This is a genomic window from Ruegeria sp. C12 (genome assembly GCF_056537745.1).
In genome coordinates this window covers 599,362-621,754 of record NZ_JBQFSA010000001.1, presented here as the reverse complement: position 1 = coordinate 621,754, position 22,393 = coordinate 599,362, and the positions used below count along the sequence as shown (strand labels likewise).

The following is a 22,393-nucleotide window of genomic DNA, read 5'->3' as shown; positions in this document are numbered from 1 at the left end:
GCATCAGTTATTGTCGGCGCCCGCCTTGTGACGCTTTTTGTGATGCCGGCCCATTTTGTCTTTTGCATCGGCAAATTCCTGTTCCGAGATGCTGCCGCTGTCATCCGCATCGATCCGGTCAAACATCTTGTCAGCCCGGCGTGGTTTCGGCAACTCATCCTGGCTCAGAAAGCCATCGGCGTTGGCGTCATGCTCTTCGAACATCTTGGTGATACGCTCGTCCGACCGTTTCTGGGCCGCCGCCTGCATTTCTTCGACGCTCAATTGGCCGTCGCCATCGGTATCTGCCGTCGTGAACCGCGCATTGCGATGGGCGGTCATCTCGTCCTTGGTGATCTGCCCATCTCCGTTTGCGTCCAGTTCCTGAAACGAAACGGGCTCACGATCTTTGGGCCCCGCCGCCAGAACCGATGTGCCTGTGATGGCGACTGCTGCAAGTACGATACCCGCAATGAAAGTCGAGTTTTTCATGGTTGGTTTCCCTTGTTTGACGCGGCCTCATCACCGCTGCTCATATCCATTCAAACGGGGCATGCCGGGGTTTCCGTCGCAATGGTCAAACATTTTTTGAAATTTGGCTTGGGCGTGTCATTGCCCGCATCGGCACAAAGCGACGCACCCCCCTTTAAACTCGCGAACACAAGGCGCAATATCCGGCAAAGATGAGCGCATGAGTTATATTATGGACCAGACGATCGAGACCCCGACCGAAGATGAGCGCCCGACATGGCCTGCTTTGGTCAAAGGCTTTCGTGGCCGGTGCCCCAAATGTGGTGAGGGCAAGCTGCTGCACAGCTATCTGAAGGTGAACGACCACTGCCCGAACTGCGGGCAGGAGCTGTTTCATCACCGCGCCGATGATGGCCCGGCATACCTGACGATTCTGGTGGTCGGGCACCTGCTGGCCCCCGCGCTGCACGTCTCGTACGTGCATTGGCGGCCGGATCCGTGGACCATGGCAATCGGCTTTTCCATTGCCTGTGTGGCGCTGTCGCTGTACCTGCTGCCCCGCCTGAAGGGGGCCATGGTGGCCTATCAATGGGCACGCCGGATGAACGGGTTCGAGAAAGCCTCATGAGGTCATCCATCGGAACCGGCCACGCATGAGCATCGACAAAACAGCAATACGGGACGCGGCGACAGTCATTGTCTTGCGCAATCGCCTGACGGATCCGTCGATTCTGATGGGGCAACGCGGCACCAATGCCGTGTTCATGCCCAACAAGTTTGTTTTCCCCGGCGGCGCGGTTGACCCGTCGGACGGGAGTGTTCCTTTGGCCACGCCGCTGCCCGGTTTGTGTCAAGACCGGCTTGCCGAACAATCCGCGCCCGATCTGCAAACCGCGCTGGCCGCCGCTGCGATACGCGAATTGTGGGAAGAAACCGGACTGGTTCTGGGGCAGCCCGGCACTTGGTCCGCGACCGTGCCCGAGGATTGGGCGGAATTTGCCGACATGGGATTTCTGCCATCCGCCAAAGGCTTACAGTTCGTTTTTCGCGCGGTCACGCCGCCCGGCCGCCCACGCCGGTTTGATGCGCGGTTCTTTCTGGTCGATGCGGATGAGATTCAGGGCGATCTGGACGATTTCAGCCGCGCCTCGGACGAGCTGTCGCATCTGCAATGGGTCCAGCTGGACCGCGCCCGTGATCTGGACCTGCCCTTCATCACCGAAGTTGTTTTGGCCGAAATCGCAGCGCGCGTGACCGATCCGACGCCACCGGCATCGGTTCCCTTCTACCAGAACCAGGATGAGGCCAGCCTGTTTCTGCGCCTGCGCGGGTACCCGATGCCGGATGCCGACTGACGCCGGACTTACTTCATCCGGCTGATCACAACGGTGACCTCGGGCTTCTTGCCGATCTCGGTCTTGGCGGTCTGACGCACGATCCGGCGCATCGCCTCTTCCAGCTTGTCATCGTCGCGCAGGGTCTTGGCCTCGGCCCGCATCAGAAACTGGTTCAGGTCTTCTTCCAACACTTCGACCAAGGCCGCACGAGAGGTTCCGGTTTCCGGCAAACCCATCGTATCGCACCAGGGTTCGCCCAGCGGCTCGTCCTCTTCATCCAGAATGACGGTGACGGTGACATGCCCGTTCAGCGCCATGCGAATACGGTCGCGGACAATGCCGTCCAGTGCGCCGATTTTGACCGTACCGTCCAGATAGGTGCGTCCGGTTTCGATGTAGTCCACGACCTTCGGCGCATTGCCGGTCAGGTCCAGCATGGTGCCGTTGACGGCAAGGATACCGGTCCGCCCGCCAGCCTCGGCCAGCTTGGCATGTTCGCGCAGGTGGCGGTGTTCGCCGTGCATCGGGATCACCATTTGAGGGTCGGTCAGCGCGTGGACCTTCTCAAGATCCGGTCGGTTGGCGTGGCCCGAGACGTGATACAGCCCCGAGCTGTCATCCACCACATCCACGCCCTTTTCGCTAAGCTGGTTCATGATGAAGATCACGCCGCGCTCGTTTCCGGGGATGGTCTTGGAAGAGAACAGGAACAGATCGCCCTCTTTCAGTTCGATCCCGCGATACTTGCCACGTGCCAGTTGTGCACTGGCGGCGCGGCGTTCGCCCTGACTGCCGGTCACGATCAGCATCAGGTTCTGGCGCGGCAGGTCCACCGCCTCTTCGGCGCTGATCACCTTGGGGAAGTCCGACAGGATACCGGTTTCCGTCGCCGCCTCGATCATCCGGCGCATGGCGCGGCCCAGCAAAACAACCGAACGCCCGGCCCGCTGCCCGGCCTCTGCCAATGTCTTCACCCGCGCAACGTTCGAGGCAAAAGTGGTGGCCACAACCATACCTTCGGCGCTTTCGACCAGTTTTGTGATCTCAGGCCCAACTTCGGATTCCGATCGTCCGGGATGGGCTGAAAACACATTGGTGCTGTCACAGACCAGCGCCTTGACACCCGATTTGGCAACCTCGGTCCACAGGTCCGGGTCAAACGCTTCCCCCACAACCGGGTTTGCGTCCAGTTTGAAATCGCCCGAATGCACGATCCGGCCCGCAGGCGTGTCGATCACCAAGGCCGCGCTTTCGGGGATCGAATGCGAGACCGGCAGGAAACCCACGGTGAACGGGCCAGCCGAGACCTGCTCGGGCCAGGCCGAGGCGGTGCGCACGGCGTCTTCGGGATGGCCATGTTCGTCCATCTTGCGGCGGGCGATATTGGCGGTGAAAGCACGTGCATAGACCGGCGCGCCAAGTGCTTCGTAACAATGGGCCACGGCGCCCACGTGATCTTCGTGCGCGTGGGTGACAAAGATCGCCTCAAGCCGGTCGGCGCGGTCCTGCAGCCATGAAATATCGGCGTGGATCAGATCAACCCCTGGCGTGGTATCCATATCGGGAAACGTCACGCCCAGATCGACGAGGATCAGGCGTTCCTTGCCCGGTTCACCATAGCCATACACATAGGCATTCATGCCGATTTCACCGGCCCCGCCCAGCGGCAGGTAGATCAGTCTTTCGCTGCTCATGTCGAGCCATTTTCCTTGTTATAGCGATGGATCACGGTCAGGCCGTGCATCGTCAGATCATCTTCGATTGCGTCGAACCCCACGTCGGCCTGATCGAACAAGGGTGCGAGCCCTCCGGTTCCAACGACTTTCATCGGCATTCCGTATTCGGTCTTGATGCGGGCAATCAGCCCCTCGATCAGACCGGAATAGCCCCAATACACGCCCGACTGGATACAGCCAACCGTATTCGTGCCAATCACTTTGTCCGGCCGCGTAATGTCGATATGCGGCAACGCCGCAGCGCCCTGATGCAAAGCCTCCAGGCTGAGGTTCACCCCCGGCGCAATGATGCCGCCGACATAAGCGCCGTCGGCGGCCACGACGTCGAAATTGGTTGCGGTGCCGAAATCCACCACCACCACATTGCCGCCATGCCGGTCAAACGCCCCGACCGCGTTGGCCAGACGATCCGGGCCAGGCACGGTGCCTTCATCCACGCGGGGCGTCACAGGCAACAGGCAATCGGGTTTACCCACCACCCATGGCCGGCAGCCAAAGAACCGATCCGCAAATATACGAAGGTTGAACACCACGCGCGGCACGGTCGAGGCGATAATCACATCCGTGATCTCGGCCTCGATGCCGTAATGTTTCACCAGCGTCGAATACCATGTGAAATAGGCGTCCGCCGTGCGCGAATGATGGGTCGACGTGCGCAGGGTGCACAGGAAGGTTTCGCCATCCCAGATCGAGAATACGGTGTTCGTGTTGCCGCAATCGATGGCCAGAAGCATCTGCGCCCCTTTCAGAAATATACATCCGCCGCGGGAATGCTCACGCGGCCTTTCGCGGTGTTTAGGACAAGGTTGCCCCCCGCGTCCACCGTTTCGAAGGTGCCTACCGTCTCTGACGTTCCGGTACGGGCGGTGATTACCTCACCCAGACGCGCCGCGCGGGCCAGCCAGGCGGTGCGGATCGGCTCGAACCCATAGGTGACAAACTGGGTCTCGTAACGGGCATAGGCGGCGGCGAGTTCGGTCAGGAAATCCTCGGGCGTGACATGGGCCCCGGTTTCGGACAGCAATGAGACGGGGCGCATTGCACCGGGCTCCACCGCCTCGGGGTCTGGGGCCGAGGCCAGATTTACGCCAATGCCGATGGCCAGATGGGCCACGCCGCGCCCCTGCCCGGTGCTTTCCAGCAGGATTCCCGCCAGCTTGCCGCCATTCAGCAGCACATCGTTGGGCCATTTCAGCGACAGACCGTCCGCCCGCCCGGTGACAGCCACACAGGCGTCAAACAGGGCCAGCGCGGCCACGAAACTGCGCAAAGCCGATTGTTCCGGCGCACCTTGCGGACGCATCAGCAAGGTCGCGGCCAGATTGCCCATGGGGTTCGCCCACGCCCGCCCGCGCCGTCCGCGCGCTGCGGTTTGGTGATGCGCCATGATCCACACTGGACCACTGGCGTTTGGGGCGATGCGCGCCGCCTCGTTCAGGGTGCTATCAACTTCCTGCACCTCGTGCAGGCCGTAGCCTTGGGGCCATTTGGTCATATCAAAAAGGCCCGGTCGCGCGACCGAGCCCCTCCTTCACAGTGTTCAAAACGATCAGTTGACAAGCGTGGCTGCCGCAGCTGCCGCTGCGCCCTCGACACCGAACTGATAAAACACGCCGACCAGCATCAGGGCTGCCGATCCCATCAGGGCGACCCACAAAACGGGCGATGACCGCGTTTCAATCGGTTCCTCGTTCTCGGCCCCGAAATACATGTAGAACACGATCCGAAGGTAATAGAACGCACCGATGACCGAGGCGATGGCCGAGACGATGACCAGACCCGTCAGACCCGCGCTGACGCCCGCTTGCCAGACCCCGAATTTGGCAAAGAACCCAAGCATCGGCGGCACGCCCGCAAGGCTGAACATCAGGATCAGAACCGCCAGCGCCTTGCCCGGATCATGCCTGGAATACTGGCGCAAGGCGTCGATATCGGTAACGGGTTTGCCATCACGCTCCATCATCAGGATGAAGGCGAAGGTGCCGATATTCATGGTCACGTAAATGGCCAGATACATCAGCATCGCCTTGATGCCCAACTCGGTCCCTGCGGCCAGACCGATCAGCGCATAGCCCATATGCGCAATCGACGAGAACGCCATCAGGCGCTTGATGTCCCGCTGCCCAATGGCGGCGACCGCACCCAGCAGCATCGACAGCACAGACAGCAGCACGATCACTTGTTGCCAGTCTTTCACGATGCCGCCGAATGCGTCATGCAGCAGCCGCGCGAACAGGGCCATCGCCGCCACTTTCGGCGCGGTTGCAAAGAACGCGGTAATCGGGGTCGGTGAGCCCTCGTACACGTCCGGCGTCCACATATGGAACGGCACGGCCGACACTTTGAAGGCCAGACCCGAGATCAGGAAGATCAGACCAAACAGCAGGCCAACCGAGACATCTCCGGCCTGTACAGTCGCGATGATGCCCGAGAAAAGGGTGGTTCCGGTGAAGCCATAAACCAGCGATGCGCCATATAGCAGAAGGCCCGAGCTGAGCGCGCCCAGCACGAAATACTTCAAACCGGCCTCGGTCGATTTCGCACTGTCGCGGCGCAGCGCGGCCACGACGTAAAGGGCCAGAGACTGCAGCTCCAGCCCCATATACAGCGACATCAGATCGCCTGCGCTGACCATCATCATCATGCCCACGGCGGCCAAAGCCACCAGCAACGGATATTCAAAGCGCAGCAGGCCCCGGCGGGCCATGTATTCCTGGCTCATGACCAGAACGGCGGCGGCGGATAGCAGGATCGCGACCTTGGCAAAGCGGGCAAAGCCGTCATCGACAAACATGCCGTTGAAGGCCACGTTGGTGCCGTCACCATTGGTGGCAATCCAGATCGCCAGCAGCGCCATCAGGCCAGCGGTGGTCCAGACCAGAACCGGGGCCAGCCCGTCTTTCGTCGTATAGACGGCCCCGATCAGGGCCACCATCGCATATACGGCCAGAACGATTTCCGGCAGGATTATTGTCAGATCAGCCTGGATCATGTCTCCAAAGCCTCCTTAATGCGAGGCGGCCGTCTGGGTCGCAGCCTCAGCCGCGGCCAGAGCCGTGTCATAGTTCGAAATCAGCGCGGCGGTCGAGTTGCCGATCACATCCGTGACCAGCGATGGGTAGACGCCCAGCAAGATGGTCATCACGATCAGCGGCGCAAAGATCAGCCGCTCGCGCGAGCTCATGTCCGTCATCGCCTTGAGGCTTTCCTTGATCAGATCGCCAAACACCACCCGGCGGTACAGCCACAGCGCATAGCCAGCCGAGAAGATCACACCGGTCGCGGCCACGGCCGTCACCCACGTGTTGACCTGGAAGGCGCCCATCAGGGTCAGGAACTCTCCGATGAAGCCCGACGTTCCCGGCAGGCCGACATTGGCCATGGTGAACAGCATGAAGACCAATGCATAGGCGGGCATCCGGATCACGAGACCGCCATAGGCCTCGATGTCACGGGTGTGCATCCGATCATAGATCACGCCGACGCACAGGAAGAGCGCGGCGGAGATGAACCCGTGGCTCAGCATCTGGAAGATCGCGCCGTCAATACCCTGCTGGTTCGCCGCAAAAATCCCCATGGTGACAAAGCCCATATGCGCGACCGAGGAATAGGCAATCAGCTTCTTCATATCCTCCTGCACCAGCGCGACCAGCGAGGTGTAGACCACTGCAATCGCCGACATCCACAGCACCAGATCGGTCATCACGGCCGAGCCAACCGGAAACATCGGCAGGCTGAACCGCAGAAAGCCATAGCCGCCCATCTTCAACAGGATCGCCGCCAGCACCACGGAACCCGCCGTCGGGGCCTGCACGTGCGCATCCGGCAGCCAGGTGTGGACCGGCCACATCGGCATCTTCACCGCGAACGAGGCAAAGAAAGCAAGGAACATCAGCGTCTGCATGCCGCCGACGATATAGACGCCCAACACGCTGAACCCTTCGGAGGAGAACTGATGGGTCATCAGCGCCTCGATATCCGTGGTGCCCGCATCGGCATACATCGCCACCATCGCCACCAGCATCAGCACCGAGCCGAGGAAGGTATAGAGGAAGAATTTGAAGCTGGCATAGATACGGTCCTTGCCGCCCCAGATGCCGATGATCAGGAACATCGGGATCAGGCCTGCCTCGAAGAACAGGTAGAACAGCACCAGATCCAGCGCCATGAACACGCCCAGCATCAGCGTTTCCAGCAGCAGGAAGGCGACCATGTATTCCTTGACGCGATCCGTCACCTGCCAGCTGGCCAGAATGGTCAGCGGCATGATGAATGTGGTCAGCAGCACGAACAGAACGCTGATCCCATCAACGCCCATCTTGTATTTCAGGCCCAGCAGCCATTCACCCTCTTCCACCATCTGAAAGCCGGTGTCGTTGGGGTCAAAGCCGGTGTAGATGCCGATCGAGACAAGGAAGGTCACCGTGGTCGCCAGCAGCGCGACCCATTTGGCATTGCGTTGCGCCGCCGCGTCGTTGCCGTGCAGGAACAGAGCCAGAATGCCCGCTGCGATGGCCGGGATGAAGGTGACGATGGAAAGGATATTGTCCATTACAGCGCCCCTCCGCCGATCGACATCCAGGTCACAAGGGCGGCGATGCCCAGCACCATCCAGAAGGCATAGGTGAAGATGTACCCGGTCTGCGCCTTGCCTGCGAGGCGGGTGAAGAAGGGAACAACGCCCATGGCTACTCCGTTCAGGAAACCGTCGATTGTATTGCCGTCGCCGCGTTTCCAAAGGAACCGGCCAAGGGCCACGGTGGGTTTGACAAAGACCGCATCATAGATCTCGTCAAAGTACCATTTGTTCAGCAGGAACAGATACAACGGACGCTGGTTTGCGGCCAAGCGTGCGGGCAACGTGGTGTTCACGATGTAGAACCAATAGGCCACGACAAAGCCCAACAGCATCGCCACGAAGGGCGAGACCTTGACCCATTTCGGAACCGCATGGGCATCGTCCAGCACGGTATTGTCGGGTGCGATATACAGCGCGCCCTCGCCCGGCTCACCCGCAAACACGTAGTGATGGTCGCCGCCATGGGCGTCTTTCTCTCCATGGCTGCCATCCGCATGACTCTCATCTGCATGTGCGTCATCCGCGTGGCCTTCGTCCCCATGATGCGCATCAGCGGTGCCGTCGGCGACGTGCTCGGCATGAGTCGCATCATCATGCCCTTCGGCGTGTTCGGATGCTTCGGCTACGGGGATGCCATAGAACTTGCCAACCTTATCGGTATGGCCAAAGAAGTTGCTATACCAGATCATCCCGGCAAAAACGGCCCCGATAGACAGCGCGCCAAGCGGGATCAGCATGGTCAACGGGCTTTCATGGGCGTGGTCATGCGTGTGCTTGTCACCGCGCGGCTCACCATAGAAGGTCAGAAAGATCAGACGCCAGCTGTAGAACGAGGTAAAGACAGCGGCAATCACCAGCATCCAGAAGGCATAGCCCGTTCCACCGGCAAAGGCGCTTTCGATGATGGCGTCCTTGGACAGGAACCCGGCAAAGCCGAACGCGGTCAGCGGGATCCCCACACCGGTGATCGCCAGCGTGCCGATCATCATCGCCCAGAAGGTATAGGGGATCTTCTTCCGCAGCCCGCCGTATTCGGTCATCTCCTGCTCGTGATGCATGGCATGAATCACCGAACCCGCACCAAGAAACAACAGCGCCTTGAAGAAGGCGTGCGTCAGCAGGTGGAACATCGCCGCCGAGTACATGCCGACGCCCGCCGCCACGAACATATAGCCCAGTTGCGAACAGGTCGAATAGGCGATGACGCGTTTGATATCGGTTTGCACCAGACCCACGGTCGCCGCAAAGAAGGCGGTCGAGGCCCCAAGGAAGGTGATGAACGCGGTGGCGCCCGGCGCGAACTCCATCAACGGCGACATGCGGCAGACCAGGAACACACCCGCCGTCACCATGGTCGCAGCGTGGATCAGCGCCGACACCGGCGTCGGGCCCTCCATCGCGTCCGGCAACCAGGTGTGCAGGATCAACTGCGCAGATTTCCCCATCGCGCCGATGAACAGCAGGACGCAGATCACCTCAATCGCGGTCCACTCCCCCCAAAGGAAGGTCAGTTGCGTTTCGGCCAGCGTCGGGGCCGAGGCGAAAACGTCCGAGAAATTGATGCTGTCGGTCAGGAAGAAAATCGCGAAGATCCCCAAAGCAAAGCCGAAATCGCCGACGCGGTTGACGATAAACGCCTTCATCGCCGCCGCATTGGCGCTGGATTTGCGGTAATAAAATCCGATCAGCAGGTAGGACGCGACGCCCACGCCCTCCCAGCCAAAGAACATCTGCACCAGATTGTCCGCCGTCACCAGCATCAGCATCGCGAAGGTGAAGAAGGACAGATAGGCAAAGAAACGCGGCTTATAGCTTTCACCCTCACGCCATTGCGGGTCGTGGTCCATGTAGCCGAAGGAGTAAAGGTGCACGAGGGCCGAGACCGTCGTCACCACAATCAGCATGATCGCGGTCAGCCGGTCCAGACGGATCGCCCAGCTTGTCGACAGCGAGCCGCTCTCGATCCAGCGCAGGATTTCGATCTGCTGGGTCTGGCCATCGAAGGTCAGGAAGACGATCCACGACAGCAGACAGGCGAGGAACAGGAGGCCCGTGGCGGTCCACATGGCGGCCTTTTCGCCAATAAAGCGCCAGCCAAACCCGCAGAGCAGCGCGCCCACCAACGGGGCAAAGAGGATGGTGGTTTCCATAGTTCTCTTAGCCCTTCATCATATTGACGTCTTCAACCGCGATAGTGCCACGGTTGCGGAAGAAACAGACCAGAATGGCCAGACCAATCGCCGCCTCGGCCGCCGCAACAGTCAGCACGAACAGCGTGAACACTTGCCCGACCAGATCGCCGAGGAAGCTGGAAAACGCCACAAGGTTGATATTCACCGCCAGCAGCATCAACTCGATGCTCATCAGCAGGATGATGACGTTCTTGCGGTTCAGGAAGAGACCGAAGATGCCGATGACGAACAGCGTCGCCGCGACCGTAAGATAGTGTTCAAGTCCGATCATAGACCTGCTCCTCGGGACTCTGGGTAGTAGATTTTGCAGCCGTTGAATGGGTCATAACGGTTGCGGCGCTTCATGTTTGCGATTTGTTGCTCAACACTAAGAGAAACTTTGTAGTCGTTCTCGTAAGCTATCGATACCAGTTCAGCCGCAGATGTAATTTCTCGCACGTCTATAGCTCCAATGGGGACTTGTATCAGATCCACGAGTTCATCACGCCATCCGTTGGGCTGATCAAGGTTTTCAGCTCCCAAGATCGACACAACTTCTGCTCGATGGCAGTCCGCAAACAAAAGCCTTTCGAAAATACCACCGCATGAGGTCGTAAGGGTGACTCGTTGAGCAACTCGCTTGCCGCCTAAATCAACGATCTTTCCACCGTATAACTTATGGTGCTTATAGTCTTCAGCGTGCTGAAAGCTCCCATCAGGTGCCACCGAAACTGGTTGATCTCTCCAAGTAGGGTCTTCTTCAAGGCTGCAAGCAAAGGCGCTTCCAGCAGACACAACAAAAGCAAATGCTATGAATACTTCACGCATCACAACCCCTGCCCCGGTTTCACGTCCTTCAACTCCATCGCCTTGGCCGGGTCGCGCATCATCTGGCCGATGATGTCTTGACGCTTGATGTCCTGACGGTGGCGCAGTGTCAGAACGATGGCACCGATCATGGCCACCAGCAGGATCAGGCCCGCAAGCTGGAACAGAAGGAAATATTGATCATACAGGATGACACCCAGTGCCTCGGTATTGTGGCGGTCCGCCGGGACCGGCTGCGCCAGATTGGCGGCGGCACCCTGCGCGCTTTCCCATGCGCCGAAGGCCATGACGAACTGCATCAGAATGACCAGACCGATCAGTAGGGCCAGCGGCATATAGCGGGCCATCTCGGCCTTCAGCTCGGCAAAATCCACGTCCAGCATCATCACCACGAACAGAAACAGAACCGCGACCGCGCCCACATAGACGATGATCAGCAGCATCGCCACGAACTCGGCCCCCAGCAGCACGAACAGCCCCGCCGCCGACAGGAAGGACAGGATCAGCCACAGCACCGAATGCACCGGCTGACGGCTGATCACAGTGAACAGCCCGCCGGTTATGGCGCTGATGGCAAACAGGTAGAAGGCAAAGACGGTCATTGATCCTCATCCTCGTTGTCGCCCATGACTTCTTGCGCCAGATCCAGCGCGCGGGTCATGGCCGGGATGCCGGCAAAGACCGACATCTGACCGATCGTTTCCACGATCTCTTGTTTCTTAGCACCCGCCTCCAGTGCATGGCGCACGGTCTGACGCACCGCTGAATCCGCCTGTGCGCCCTGACAGGTCAGCCCGGCCAGCGTCAGCAGCAGGCGGGTCTTGGCATCCAGCCCGTCCTTGTTGACGGTGTTGCCGAACATCATCTCCATGACCTCTTTCGGCATGGTCGGCCACAGCGCCTCGAACCCCTTGGGCGAGAATTTCTCCATCGCCGGGTTCATCGCCTTGGCCATGTCCTGAGCCTGCTTCATCATCAGCTCGAACGGATTTGTCGGGCTGTCAGTCATCGGTACGGCGCGTCCAGTTCCAGATTGCGGGCGATCTCGGCCTCCCAGCGTTCGCCGTTCGACAGGAGTTTTTCCTTGTTATAGAACAGCTCTTCGCGGGTTTCCGTGGCGAATTCGAAGTTCGGGCCTTCGACGATTGCATCGACCGGGCAGGCCTCCTGACAGAAGCCGCAATAGATGCACTTGGTCATGTCGATGTCATAGCGCGTGGTGCGGCGGGAGCCGTCCTCGCGCGGTTCGGCGTCGATGGTGATGGCCTGCGCCGGGCAGATCGCTTCGCACAGTTTGCAAGCAATGCAGCGTTCTTCGCCGTTCGGATAGCGGCGCAGCGCGTGTTCGCCCCGGAAGCGCGGGGACAGAGGGCCCTTTTCGTGCGGATAGTTCACGGTGGCCTTGGGGGCGAAAAAATACTTTAGCCCAAGCTTCATGCCGACCCAGAAGTCCTGCAGCAGGAAATACTTGGCAGCGCGGGTGTAGTCGATGTTTGCCATATCAGCCTCCTACGCTCCAACGGGCGAACGCGCCCCAGAACCAGTCGAATTTTGCCGCAAAGGCCACGAAGACCACCCAGACCAGTGAGAACGGCAGGAAGACTTTCCAGCCCAACCGCATCAGTTGGTCATAGCGGTAGCGGGGCGTGATCGCCTTGACCATTGCGAAGATGAAGAAGAAGAACGCCATCTTGGCCACCATCCACAGCACGCCATCGGGCAGGCCCGGGATGGGCGACAGCCAGCCGCCGAAGAACAGCAGCGATGTCAGGGCGCACATCAGGAAGATGGCGATGTATTCACCGGCCATGAACAGCAGGAAGGGCGTGGCCGAGTATTCGACCTGATAACCCGCGACCAGTTCCGATTCCGCCTCGGGCAGGTCAAACGGTGGGCGGTTGGTTTCGGCCAGTGCCGAGATGAAGAACAGGAAAACCATCGGGAAATGCGGCAGCCAGTACCAGCTAAAGAACCCGAACGAGCCGTCCTGCGCGCGCACGATGTCGCCGAAATTCATCGAACCGGTCGAGATGATGATGCCGATGATAATCAGGCCGATAGACACTTCATAGGAAATCATCTGCGCGGCAGAGCGTAGCGAGCCCAGGAACGGGTACTTTGAGTTCGACGCCCAACCGCCCATGATCACGCCATAAACCTCAAGTGAGGAGACGGCGAAGACGTACAGAATGGCGACGTTGATATCCGACAGAACCCAACCGTCGTTGAACGGGATCACCGCCCAGGCGATCATCGCCAGCACGAAGGATGTCAGCGGCGCGAGGATGAAAACCGTTCGGTCGGCCCCCGCCGGGATCACGACCTCTTTCACCACATATTTCAGCGCGTCCGCCACCGATTGCAGCAAGCCGTATGCACCGACAACGTTCGGGCCGCGACGCATCTGGACAGCAGCCCAGATCTTGCGGTCGCCATAAACAAGGAACAACAGCGAAATCATCACAAAGGCAACAACGGCAAGCACTTGCGCCAGTATGATGATGGCTATTCCGCCGGGGGTGTTAAAGAATTCAGCCATTGGTCCTCACACCGTGGGTATTCCGTTTTCCGCCTGCGTCACGATAGTCGCGAGGCAGCGGCTGGGTCGGCGCGTAGGTGTAAACAGCATCCGCCGCCCTCGCGCTACCCTTTTTCTTTGGTTTCACATTCACGTCCCGCGCGGTGACCTGCCGAAAGGCAGCCGCGCTGGTTGGCGATATGAAACAGCTCTGGTTCATTCCGCAGCGATCTTTTCGGCCTTGCGCGCCTGCGCTTGCGCCGACAGCTCGGCCATCAGTTGCGAGGCGCGGGCGATTGGGTTGGTCAGGTAGAAATCCTGAATCGCGTGGCGGAAGCTGGCTTGGCCCAGAGGGCCTGCCTCGAGCGGTTGAAATTCGTTCTCGATCACCTTGTCGATGTGGGCCAGATGCGGAACCGCCTCGATCAGTGCGGTGCGCAGTTGCGCCAGCGAGTCGTAGGGCAGTGTCGCCCCCAACTCTGCCGACAAGGCGCGCAGGATGGCCCAGTTCTCTTTGGCGTCACCCGGCGCGAACCCGGCGCGCATCGCCAGTTGCGGGCGGCCTTCGGTGTTCACGAACAGCCCGTTTTCCTCGGTATAGGCCGCGCCCGGCAGGATCACGTCGGCACGATGCGCGCCCCGGTCGCCGTGGCTGCCTTGGTAGATCACAAAGGCCCCATCATCGATCTCGACCTCATCCGCGCCGAGGTCATAGATCACCTCGGCCCCGTCGAATGCAGCCTCAAGCCCACCTTCCGTCACGGCACCAACATCCATTGCACCAATACGGGCCGCAGCGGTGTGCAGGATCATCAGCTTACCATTGGTCCGCGCGGCTGCCTGCATGGCGTGCCCAAGCACCGCAGCGCCGTCCGCTTCGCGCAGCGCACCCATGCCGACGATGATCACCGAGGGCTTTTCCAGAATGTCGTCGAATTCGTGCTTTTGCAGATCGGCCAGCGCATCCCGCCCCTCGCCCATCTGGAAAACGTCATAGGTCAGATCAGCCTGCGGTCCGATATTGGCAATCTTGGCCCCGTTCAGCCACGCCTTTCGGATGCGTGCATTCAAAACCGGTGCTTCGTCACGCGGGTTGGCCCCGATCAGCAGGATATATTTCGCATCATCAACATCTTCGATCGCCGCTGTCCCGACATAACCCGACCGGTTGCCAGCAGGCAGGCGCGCATTGTCCACACGGCATTCAATATTGCCATCCAGGCCTTCGACCAGTTGCTTCAACGCAAAAGCCGCCTCGACCGGAACAAGATCACCGACCAGCGCCGCAACCTTCTTGCCCTTCATCGCCCCGGCCGCTTTGGTCAACGCCTCAGGCCATGAAGCCGGGCGCAGCTTGCCGTTTTCACGCACATAGGGCTTGTCCAGGCGCTGGCGGCGCAGACCGTCCCAGACGAAACGGGTCTTGTCGCTGATCCACTCCTCATTCACGCCATCATGGTTGCGTGGCAGGAAGCGCATCACTTCGCGCCCTTTGGTGTCCACCCGGATGTTCGAACCCAGAGCATCCATCACATCGATGCTTTCGGTCTTCGTCAGTTCCCAAGGGCGGGCGGTAAAGGCGTAGGGTTTGGACGTCAGTGCGCCCACCGGGCACAGGTCGATGATATTGCCCTGCATGTTCGAGTCGAGCGTCTGGTTCAGATACGAGGTGATCTCGGCATCCTCACCGCGCCCCGTTTGACCCATCTGAGTGATCCCCGCAACCTCGGTCGTGAAGCGCACGCAGCGGGTGCAACTGATGCAGCGGGTCATCGCGGTGCCGACCAAAGGACCCAAATCCAGATCGTCCACGGCCCGCTTGGCCTCTTTAAAGCGCGAGCCGGAAACGCCATAGGCCATCGCCTGATCCTGCAGGTCACATTCGCCGCCCTGATCGCAAATCGGGCAATCCAGCGGGTGGTTGATCAGCAGAAACTCCATCACCCCCTCGCGGGCCTTCTTGACCATGGGAGAGTTCGTCTTGACTTGCGGTGCCTGCCCTTCCGGCCCCGGACGCAGGTCACGCACCTGCATGGCACAGGATGCGGCAGGCTTCGGCGGGCCGCCCACGACCTCGACCAGACACATGCGGCAATTCCCGGCGATCGAGAGGCGTTCGTGATAGCAAAACCGTGGAATCTCGATCCCGGCCTCTTCACAGGCCTGGATCAGGGTCATCGAACCATCGACTTCAATCTCCTGTCCGTCGATATTCACTTTCCGAAGGTCAGACATGGTCTAGTTCGCCCTCAAATACACGCCAATGGCGCTGTTTCTTTCGATTTCCGCCCGCCCCAGCGTGCAGAATGAATTTGGTTTGTCATACGAGACACCGTTCTGCGCCAGATACGCCTCGCCCTTGGCGCGCATCCGGTCCTTTTCGGCATCCGATTCGACGTAAGCCCGGATTTCCGTGTCCGAATATCCCAGTTCATTGGCTTTGGACCGCAGCCCCCACATCACGCCAATCGCCTTCAGACGCCGCCCGCTGATCGAGGGGCAGTATTCGGAGATCTCGTTTGCGATGGCGATATAATAAAGCTCGTTGTCGATCTCAGCGACGTCGCTTAGCGGAGGTTTGGCCTGAACCGCGCCCGGCACGGTCATCAGCGCGGCAACTGCCAGAGTTTTTGCAACAGACATGATCGTTCCTTTTGTTTTGGGTTCCCCAAAACAAAGGTCGGCCGATCTGCTATGCGATAACAGACGCGACAACATGCCGTGATATGCAAGAACGCGCGTCATGGTCTTTGGCAGGTTCCTGCAAAGGCCAGCTTGTCGTTGTCAATCCGCAGCTGCTGCGGATCCGTATCCGGCCCCACCTTCCACGCGATGCGGGATGAGCCGAAATTCTGCACGCAGTATTTGATCCCTTCATACCGCCCGGCCTCACGCGCGCCGTTCAGGGAAGCTGATACACCGTTGACGACGATGGTGAACTCGGTCGGTGCCCTTTTCTTATCGACGGCTTTGGCCTTGGTTCTGAAGTAATTGCCTTCGAACAAAACCCGGTCACTTCGGGATGTCGTGATCGTGCTGCAAGCCGTCAGCAACGCCAAAGTCGCGATGGTCAGGCATGTCGTGGCCCGGCTTGCCTTCGCAAACCTTTGATTTCTATAACTCATTCCCATCACAGTGCAGCCACCAAAGCCATAACCCCAATAACAAACATGCAGGCCCAGGCCAGCACATACAGAACCGAGCGCACACCCGAATGCGGTTTACCAACGCCCCGAATGTGAACCCCCAGCATCACAAGCCGGGCGACCAGCGCAATCGACGCCAGCAGGTTGACCCAAAACGGGCTGACCCCCAGCAAAATCGCCGTCACGACAACGATGACAAAAGCGGGCAGTGTTTCCGTGCCGTTCAAATAGGCCCGGTTCAGACGATAGGCCCGGTCCGCATAGTCTTGTTCGGGCGTGGCGCCCGGTGCCAAACCCTTGTTCTGCTTGGCCATGGCGCTGAACGGTGCAAGCAACAACACAACCAGCGTGAATATCACCAGCGAGGCCAGGGCATGAGCGTATTCGGCAAAACCTTCCATTCGATTTACTCCGCAGCTATCGCACTGGCGCGACCCGATTTCTGGGCCTTGATGCGGTCTTCGATCTCATCGCGGAAGTTGCGGATCAGGCCCTGGATCGGCCAGGCCGCCGCGTCGCCAAGGGCGCAGATCGTGTGCCCTTCGACCTGTTTGGTCACGTCAAACAGCATGTCGATCTCTTCCAGTTCGGCCTCGCCGCGCACCAGACGGTCCATCACCCGCATCATCCAGCCGGTGCCTTCGCGGCAGGGCGTACACTGACCACAGCTTTCGTGCTTGTAGAATTTCGACAGCCGCCAGATCGCCTTTACGATGTCGGTGGACTTGTCCATCACGATCACCGCAGCAGTACCCAGACCCGAACCCAACTCACCCCGCAAATAGTCGAAATCCATGATCGCATCGCGCATGTTCTCACCGCGCACGCATGGCACGGACGAGCCGCCGGGGATCACCGCCAGCAGATTGTCCCAACCGCCGCGAATGCCGCCGCAATGGGTTTCGATCAGTTCTTCGAAGGAAATCGACATCGCCTCTTCGACGACGCAGGGGTTGTTCACATGGCCCGAGATCGCAAACAGCTTGGTGCCCGCATTGTTCTGGCGGCCAAAACCCGCGAACCAGTCGGCACCCCGGCGCAGAATGGTCGGCACAACGGCAATCGATTCCACGTTGTTCACCGTCGTCGGGCAGCCATAAAGCCCCGCCCCCGCCGGGAACGGAGGTTTCATACGAGGCATGCCCTTCTTGCCCTCAAGGCTTTCGATTAGGGCGGTCTCTTCACCGCAGATATAGGCCCCTGCCCCGTGATGCAGGAACAAATCGAAATCCCAACCCGAGCCTGCCGCGTTCTTGCCCAGCAGACCGGCGTCATAGGCTTCGTCAATCGCGGCCTGCAACGCCTCACGCTCGCGAATGTATTCGCCGCGCAAATAGATATAGCAGGTATGCGCGTTCATCGCGAATGAGGCGATCAGGCAGCCTTCGATCAGCGTGTGCGGATCGTGACGCATGATCTCGCGGTCCTTGCAGGTGCCCGGCTCGGATTCATCTGCGTTCACCACCAGATAAGACGGGCGGCCATCGCTTTCCTTGGGCATGAAAGACCATTTCAGCCCGGTCGGGAAGCCCGCGCCACCGCGACCGCGCAGACCAGAGTCCTTCATCGTTTGGATGATCCAGTCGCGGCCCTTCTCGATCAGGCCAGCGGTGCCGTCCCAATGCCCACGCGCCTGCGCGCCGCGCAGCGTACGCTCGTGCATCCCGTAGATGTTGGTAAAGATCCGGTCCTGATCCTTCAGCATCGCGTGTTACCCTTGGCTATCCTGACGCATGCGCCAGAGTTGAAAAATGTTGACGCCCGCATAGATAAATCCGGCCAGCGCGGCGAGGTCGAACAGCAGCGCATGGCGCGCGGTCAGTTCCATGGCAGGGCCGATGAACAGGTTCATGGCAAGCCAGAACGCCATCGTCACCGCGATGACGATGCCGATGTGACGGCCCTTACGGGCTATGGCCAGTTCCTTGTCCTTGTCCATCTCACCTCGATGCCCCGAATGGGCACCCGTCATTTAGTCTTCGTCTGTCTGCTCATCATACGTGCCTTCTTCTTTGGCACGTTTGGCGAATTCGGTTTCATCACCCACCGCAAGCTTGGCCGCCTGTTCAATCCAGCCATCCCGCTCGATCCGGCCCTTGAACTTCAGGCGCGCATCGACCCAGGCCACATGCTCGGGCGTCCACGAGGCGATCTGATCATAGTGGAAAAAGCCCAGATCGTTCAGTTTCTCTTCCAGTTTCGGCCCTACGCCCTTCAGCAGTTTGAGGTCGTCGGGCAAGCCCCCGCGCGCCTCGGGCAGTGTTCTGGGCTGATCTTCCTTTGCCTCTTCGGGCGCTGGCTTGGCCTTGGCTTCTTCCGCCTGTTTCACCGCAGGTTTCGCCGGTTCAGGCGCCTTGGGCGGTTTCGCCGCAGCCGAGGCACCGGCCTGTTTGCCATCCTTGTCCAGCCACGGCGTCAGGATCGGAACCTCGGTCCCGTCGATGCGCTTGACGGTATCGCCCAGACCGGTTGCCAAAGCGACCGAGGCATTCTGCGCAGGTTTTCCGGCGTCATGTTCGGTCAGGCTGGTCAAACCGCTCAGCGGTTCGGCCGCATAGCGCCCGTTCTGCGGGCCCGGCGTTGGTACTTTGCCAGCGGCCAGATCGTCGATGATCTTGCCAAAGCTTTCAGTCGTCAGATCTTCGTAATAGTCCTTGCCAATCTGCGCCATCGGAGCATTCGCGCAGGACCCGAGGCATTCGACCTCTTCCCAGCTCAGCTTGCCATCGGCGGATAGTTCATGCGGCTTGGTGGCAATCTTTTCCTTGCAGACCGCGATCAGATCCTCGGCCCCGCAGATCATGCAGGAGGTCGTGCCGCAAACCTGAATATGCGCCACTGACCCAACCGGTTGAAGTTGGAACATGAAATAGAATGAGGCGACCTCAAGCACGCGGATGTAGGCCATGCCCAGCATGTCAGCGACGGATTCAATCGCCGGACGGGACAGCCACCCCTCCTGCTCCTGCGCGCGCCATAGCAGAGGGATCACCGCGCTGGCCTGACGCCCCTCGGGGTATTTGGTAATCTGCGCTTCGGCCCATTGCTGGTTGGCAGTGGTGAAGGCGAAACTTTCGGGTTGTTCGGGGTGAAGACGGCGGAGCATTAAGCACACTTTCCAACAGTTAGGCGATACACAACCGGGTTTTTCGCTTCAACAATAAAAGCCTTTTTCTTCACCATTGCTTTGGCGGCTTCGTCTGCAATCGAACGAGCGTGCAACTGTTCTAGTTCTACAAAACTACCGTTCTTCTTCGCCTTTTCCGAAGCGTTGAATGAACCGTCTTTTTGTAATTGGCCATGAAATTCATTGTAGGACATTTCGCAATCTGACGCCTCAAAAGCTTGCACAATGTAGTTGACCGCCTCCGTCATGTCCTGCCGCGTGATTTCAGGCCCTGCAATACGATAGACATTTGGCCCCCCCGAGTTCGACTGCGTAGTACACGCGGTCAGGGCAAAAAAACACGAACCTACTGTGACAGCGTGGGCATTCACCGATCAATCTCCCCAAACACAACGTCCATCGTCCCGATAATCGCGGCGACGTCGGCCAGTTGGTGCCCTCCGGCGACGTGGTCCATGGCTTGCAGGTGCAGGAAGCCGGGCGCGCGCAGTTTGGCCCTGTAAGGCTTGTTGGTGCCATCGGCGACCAGATAGACGCCAAACTCGCCCTTGGGGGCTTCGACCGCGGCGTAAACCTCGCCTGCAGGGACGTGGAAGCCTTCGGTATACAGCTTGAAGTGATGGATCAGGCTCTCCATCGAGGTCTTCATGTCCGAGCGTTTCGGCGGCGTGATCTTACCGCGGGCCAGAACGTCGCCGGGGCATTCGCGGATTTTGGCGATGGCCTGACGGATGATCAGCAGCGACTGGCGCATCTCTTCCATCCGCACCAGATAGCGGTCATAGCAGTCGCCGTTCTTGCCGACAGGGATCTGGAACTCGAACTCGTCATAGCATTCATAGGGCTGCGCGCGGCGCAGGTCCCATGCCAGACCCGACCCGCGCACCATCACGCCCGAGAAGCCGTATTTCTGGATGTCATCCTCGGTCACGACACCAATGTCGGCGTTGCGTTGCTTGAAGATGCGGTTCTCGGTCAGCAGACCGTCAATGTCGTCGAGAACTGAGGGGAACTCATGGCTCCATGCCTCGATATCATCAAGCAACTCGGGCGGCAGGTCCTGATGCACACCACCGGGGCGGAAATAGGCGGCGTGCAGGCGGGCACCGCAGGCACGCTCATAAAACACCATCAGCTTTTCGCGTTCCTCGAACCCCCACAGAGGCGGGGTCAGCGCACCCACGTCCATCGCCTGCGTGGTCACGTTCAACAGGTGGTTCAGGATGCGTCCGATCTCGGAATACAGAACCCGGATCAGGGACCCACGGCGCGGCACTTCGACCCCGGTCAGCTTTTCAATCGCCAGACACCAGGCATGTTCCTGATTCATTGGCGCGACATAATCCAGACGGTCGAAATACGGCAGGTTCTGCAGATAGGTCCGGCTTTCCATCAGCTTTTCGGTACCACGGTGCAGCAGGCCGATATGCGGATCGCAGCGTTCGACGATCTCTCCGTCCAGCTCAAGCACCAAACGCAGAACCCCGTGCGCCGCAGGGTGTTGCGGGCCGAAGTTAATGTTGAAGTTGCGGATCTTCTGTTCTCCGCTCAGCGCGTCCGTGCTGCCGTCATCGTATCTTGAGCCGTCCATCAACGCCCCCGTTTCTTCTTTTTCGCCTCAGCCCGGACCCGGACCTTTTCCGCCTCGGCGGCCTTGGCGGCGGCCCCGGCCAGAAGAACGCCCAGCGCCCCTAATGCGATCAGTTCCCCCAGCATCATCTCAGCGGCGCTCCAATTCCTGTAGCTTGATCCCGACCCACCAGAGCAGGGCAATCGTGCCAAATGGGACGAGACAGAGCAGGCACCAGACTTTGTTGATCCCGAAGAACGGCAGTATCTTGACCATCGGGATGATGGTCAGCGCGGAAAGGATCAACCACCAGATACCACCCATCACTCGGCCTCCTGTTTCTCATCCCCCGGCAAGATGTAATTCGCACCTTCCCACGGGGACATGAAATCAAACTGACGGTATTCCTGCACCAGCGACACGGGTTCGTAGACCACGCGCTTTTGCGCCTCGTCATAGCGCACCTCGGTATAGCCGGTTGTCGGGAAATCCTTGCGCAGCGGATAACCTCGGAACCCATAGTCGGTCAGGATACGCCGCAGGTCGGGGTGGCCCGAGAACAGGATCCCGAACATGTCGAACACCTCACGCTCGAACCAGTTGGCCGAGGGGTGCACGTCGACAATCGAGGGTACCATGTCCTCCTCGCGGATCGAGACCCGCAGGCGAATGCGCTGGTTCTGGTACATCGACAGGAAGTGATAGACAACATCAAAGCGCTTGGCCCGTTCGGGGTAATCAACGCCGGTAATATCCACAAGGGTCGAGAACTGACAGTTGCGGTCGCTGCGCAGAAACTCGATGAACTCAACAAGGCTCGACGGAGCGACATCGACGTTCAACTCACCATGGGTGACGTCCCACGACAGCACGCAGTCGGACCGCTTCAGTTCAAGTTGCGCGCCAAGTTCCTTGAGTGCTTCGCTCATCT

At 59.7% G+C, this 22,393-nt stretch carries 27 protein-coding genes; 2 read left to right on the top strand and 25 right to left on the bottom strand.

Translation table 11 applies throughout. The features are described from left to right. Nucleotides 1-3: 3 nt before the first annotated feature. The gene (locus ACR0C9_RS02900; protein WP_170630449.1) at nucleotides 4-471 is read right to left on the bottom strand and encodes an EF-hand domain-containing protein; all 468 of its coding nucleotides are present in this window, start codon (nucleotides 469-471) and stop codon (nucleotides 4-6) included. A gap of 199 nt (nucleotides 472-670) precedes the next feature. On the opposite strand from ACR0C9_RS02900, the gene ACR0C9_RS02895 reads away from it, so the two are divergent. Further along, nucleotides 671-1,078, top strand: a complete 408-nt coding sequence (locus tag ACR0C9_RS02895; protein WP_480582104.1) for a DUF983 domain-containing protein — start codon at nucleotides 671-673, stop codon at nucleotides 1,076-1,078. Between the two features lie 25 nt (nucleotides 1,079-1,103). Next, entirely contained in the window at nucleotides 1,104-1,805 is a 702-nt protein-coding gene (locus ACR0C9_RS02890; RefSeq protein WP_170451906.1) for an NUDIX hydrolase, read from the top strand. Nucleotides 1,806-1,813: 8 nt separating this feature from the next. Here ACR0C9_RS02890 and ACR0C9_RS02885 read toward each other — a convergent pair whose 3' ends face one another. From ACR0C9_RS02885 to ACR0C9_RS02770, 24 genes are all read right to left on the bottom strand, one after another. Next, the gene (locus tag ACR0C9_RS02885) at nucleotides 1,814-3,481 is read right to left on the bottom strand and encodes a ribonuclease J (RefSeq protein WP_480780342.1); all 1,668 of its coding nucleotides are present in this window, start codon (nucleotides 3,479-3,481) and stop codon (nucleotides 1,814-1,816) included. After that, a complete protein-coding gene (locus tag ACR0C9_RS02880) occupies nucleotides 3,478-4,257 on the bottom strand; it encodes a type III pantothenate kinase (protein WP_170451910.1) in 780 nt (259 codons plus the stop codon). Before ACR0C9_RS02880 ends, ACR0C9_RS02885 begins: the two co-directional genes overlap by 4 nt. 11 nt (nucleotides 4,258-4,268) lie before the next feature. Further along, nucleotides 4,269-5,018 carry a biotin--[acetyl-CoA-carboxylase] ligase gene (locus tag ACR0C9_RS02875; RefSeq protein WP_170451912.1) on the bottom strand — a complete coding sequence of 250 codons (750 nt, stop codon included), beginning with the start codon at nucleotides 5,016-5,018 and terminating at the stop codon, nucleotides 4,269-4,271. A 54-nt stretch (nucleotides 5,019-5,072) separates the two neighbouring features. Next, nucleotides 5,073-6,515, bottom strand: a complete 1,443-nt coding sequence (nuoN, locus tag ACR0C9_RS02870) for an NADH-quinone oxidoreductase subunit NuoN (RefSeq protein ID WP_480780341.1) — start codon at nucleotides 6,513-6,515, stop codon at nucleotides 5,073-5,075. A 15-nt stretch (nucleotides 6,516-6,530) separates the two neighbouring features. Next, complete coding sequence (locus ACR0C9_RS02865; protein WP_170451917.1) at nucleotides 6,531-8,075, bottom strand: NADH-quinone oxidoreductase subunit M; 1,545 nt, start codon at nucleotides 8,073-8,075, stop codon at nucleotides 6,531-6,533. Beyond that, nucleotides 8,075-10,252: an NADH-quinone oxidoreductase subunit L gene (gene nuoL / locus ACR0C9_RS02860; protein ID WP_480780340.1), complete on the bottom strand. Its 2,178-nt coding sequence runs from the start codon at nucleotides 10,250-10,252 to the stop codon at nucleotides 8,075-8,077. Before nuoL ends, ACR0C9_RS02865 begins: the two co-directional genes overlap by 1 nt. Nucleotides 10,253-10,259: 7 nt before the next feature. Next, entirely contained in the window at nucleotides 10,260-10,565 is a 306-nt protein-coding gene (nuoK, locus tag ACR0C9_RS02855; RefSeq protein ID WP_005984024.1) for an NADH-quinone oxidoreductase subunit NuoK, read from the bottom strand. Continuing rightward, nucleotides 10,562-11,101: a hypothetical protein gene (locus tag ACR0C9_RS02850; RefSeq protein WP_480582116.1), complete on the bottom strand. Its 540-nt coding sequence runs from the start codon at nucleotides 11,099-11,101 to the stop codon at nucleotides 10,562-10,564. Before ACR0C9_RS02850 ends, nuoK begins: the two co-directional genes overlap by 4 nt. Beyond that, nucleotides 11,101-11,703 (bottom strand): NADH-quinone oxidoreductase subunit J, encoded by a 603-nt coding sequence (locus tag ACR0C9_RS02845; protein WP_170451922.1) that lies wholly within the window; start codon nucleotides 11,701-11,703, stop codon nucleotides 11,101-11,103. The genes ACR0C9_RS02850 and ACR0C9_RS02845 overlap by 1 nt, the downstream gene beginning before the upstream one ends. Next, the gene (locus ACR0C9_RS02840) at nucleotides 11,700-12,110 is read right to left on the bottom strand and encodes a carboxymuconolactone decarboxylase family protein (RefSeq protein WP_480707942.1); all 411 of its coding nucleotides are present in this window, start codon (nucleotides 12,108-12,110) and stop codon (nucleotides 11,700-11,702) included. The genes ACR0C9_RS02845 and ACR0C9_RS02840 overlap by 4 nt, the downstream gene beginning before the upstream one ends. Continuing rightward, complete coding sequence (gene nuoI, locus ACR0C9_RS02835) at nucleotides 12,107-12,601, bottom strand: NADH-quinone oxidoreductase subunit NuoI (protein ID WP_480780339.1); 495 nt, start codon at nucleotides 12,599-12,601, stop codon at nucleotides 12,107-12,109. Before nuoI ends, ACR0C9_RS02840 begins: the two co-directional genes overlap by 4 nt. 1 nt (nucleotide 12,602) lies before the next feature. Then, complete coding sequence (nuoH, locus tag ACR0C9_RS02830; protein ID WP_170451928.1) at nucleotides 12,603-13,640, bottom strand: NADH-quinone oxidoreductase subunit NuoH; 1,038 nt, start codon at nucleotides 13,638-13,640, stop codon at nucleotides 12,603-12,605. 195 nt (nucleotides 13,641-13,835) lie between these two features. Continuing rightward, nucleotides 13,836-15,854: an NADH-quinone oxidoreductase subunit NuoG gene (nuoG, locus tag ACR0C9_RS02825; protein WP_480780338.1), complete on the bottom strand. Its 2,019-nt coding sequence runs from the start codon at nucleotides 15,852-15,854 to the stop codon at nucleotides 13,836-13,838. Nucleotides 15,855-15,857: 3 nt separating this feature from the next. Beyond that, nucleotides 15,858-16,262, bottom strand: coding sequence for a DUF5333 domain-containing protein (locus tag ACR0C9_RS02820; protein ID WP_170451932.1), 405 nt, complete (start codon nucleotides 16,260-16,262; stop codon nucleotides 15,858-15,860). Between the two features lie 98 nt (nucleotides 16,263-16,360). Continuing rightward, a complete protein-coding gene (locus tag ACR0C9_RS02815; protein ID WP_170523558.1) occupies nucleotides 16,361-16,744 on the bottom strand; it encodes a hypothetical protein in 384 nt (127 codons plus the stop codon). Between the two features lie 5 nt (nucleotides 16,745-16,749). Beyond that, complete coding sequence (locus ACR0C9_RS02810; RefSeq protein ID WP_170451934.1) at nucleotides 16,750-17,166, bottom strand: MAPEG family protein; 417 nt, start codon at nucleotides 17,164-17,166, stop codon at nucleotides 16,750-16,752. Nucleotides 17,167-17,171: 5 nt separating this feature from the next. Continuing rightward, nucleotides 17,172-18,470 carry an NADH-quinone oxidoreductase subunit NuoF gene (gene nuoF / locus ACR0C9_RS02805; RefSeq protein ID WP_170451936.1) on the bottom strand — a complete coding sequence of 433 codons (1,299 nt, stop codon included), beginning with the start codon at nucleotides 18,468-18,470 and terminating at the stop codon, nucleotides 17,172-17,174. 6 nt (nucleotides 18,471-18,476) lie between these two features. After that, nucleotides 18,477-18,704 carry a DUF5337 domain-containing protein gene (locus tag ACR0C9_RS02800; protein ID WP_170451938.1) on the bottom strand — a complete coding sequence of 76 codons (228 nt, stop codon included), beginning with the start codon at nucleotides 18,702-18,704 and terminating at the stop codon, nucleotides 18,477-18,479. Nucleotides 18,705-18,737: 33 nt separating this feature from the next. Next, nucleotides 18,738-19,871: an NADH-quinone oxidoreductase subunit NuoE gene (nuoE, locus tag ACR0C9_RS02795; RefSeq protein ID WP_480780337.1), complete on the bottom strand. Its 1,134-nt coding sequence runs from the start codon at nucleotides 19,869-19,871 to the stop codon at nucleotides 18,738-18,740. After that, nucleotides 19,871-20,263 (bottom strand): hypothetical protein, encoded by a 393-nt coding sequence (locus ACR0C9_RS02790; protein WP_480780336.1) that lies wholly within the window; start codon nucleotides 20,261-20,263, stop codon nucleotides 19,871-19,873. Before ACR0C9_RS02790 ends, nuoE begins: the two co-directional genes overlap by 1 nt. Further along, entirely contained in the window at nucleotides 20,260-21,483 is a 1,224-nt protein-coding gene (locus ACR0C9_RS02785; RefSeq protein WP_170523552.1) for an NADH-quinone oxidoreductase subunit D, read from the bottom strand. Before ACR0C9_RS02785 ends, ACR0C9_RS02790 begins: the two co-directional genes overlap by 4 nt. Continuing rightward, the gene (locus ACR0C9_RS02780) at nucleotides 21,483-21,611 is read right to left on the bottom strand and encodes a hypothetical protein (RefSeq protein ID WP_480582129.1); all 129 of its coding nucleotides are present in this window, start codon (nucleotides 21,609-21,611) and stop codon (nucleotides 21,483-21,485) included. Before ACR0C9_RS02780 ends, ACR0C9_RS02785 begins: the two co-directional genes overlap by 1 nt. Nucleotide 21,612: 1 nt before the next feature. Beyond that, the gene (locus ACR0C9_RS02775) at nucleotides 21,613-21,786 is read right to left on the bottom strand and encodes a hypothetical protein (RefSeq protein ID WP_170451944.1); all 174 of its coding nucleotides are present in this window, start codon (nucleotides 21,784-21,786) and stop codon (nucleotides 21,613-21,615) included. Further along, nucleotides 21,786-22,391 carry an NADH-quinone oxidoreductase subunit C gene (locus ACR0C9_RS02770; protein ID WP_170451946.1) on the bottom strand — a complete coding sequence of 202 codons (606 nt, stop codon included), beginning with the start codon at nucleotides 22,389-22,391 and terminating at the stop codon, nucleotides 21,786-21,788. The genes ACR0C9_RS02775 and ACR0C9_RS02770 overlap by 1 nt, the downstream gene beginning before the upstream one ends. Nucleotides 22,392-22,393: the final 2 nt, after the last annotated feature.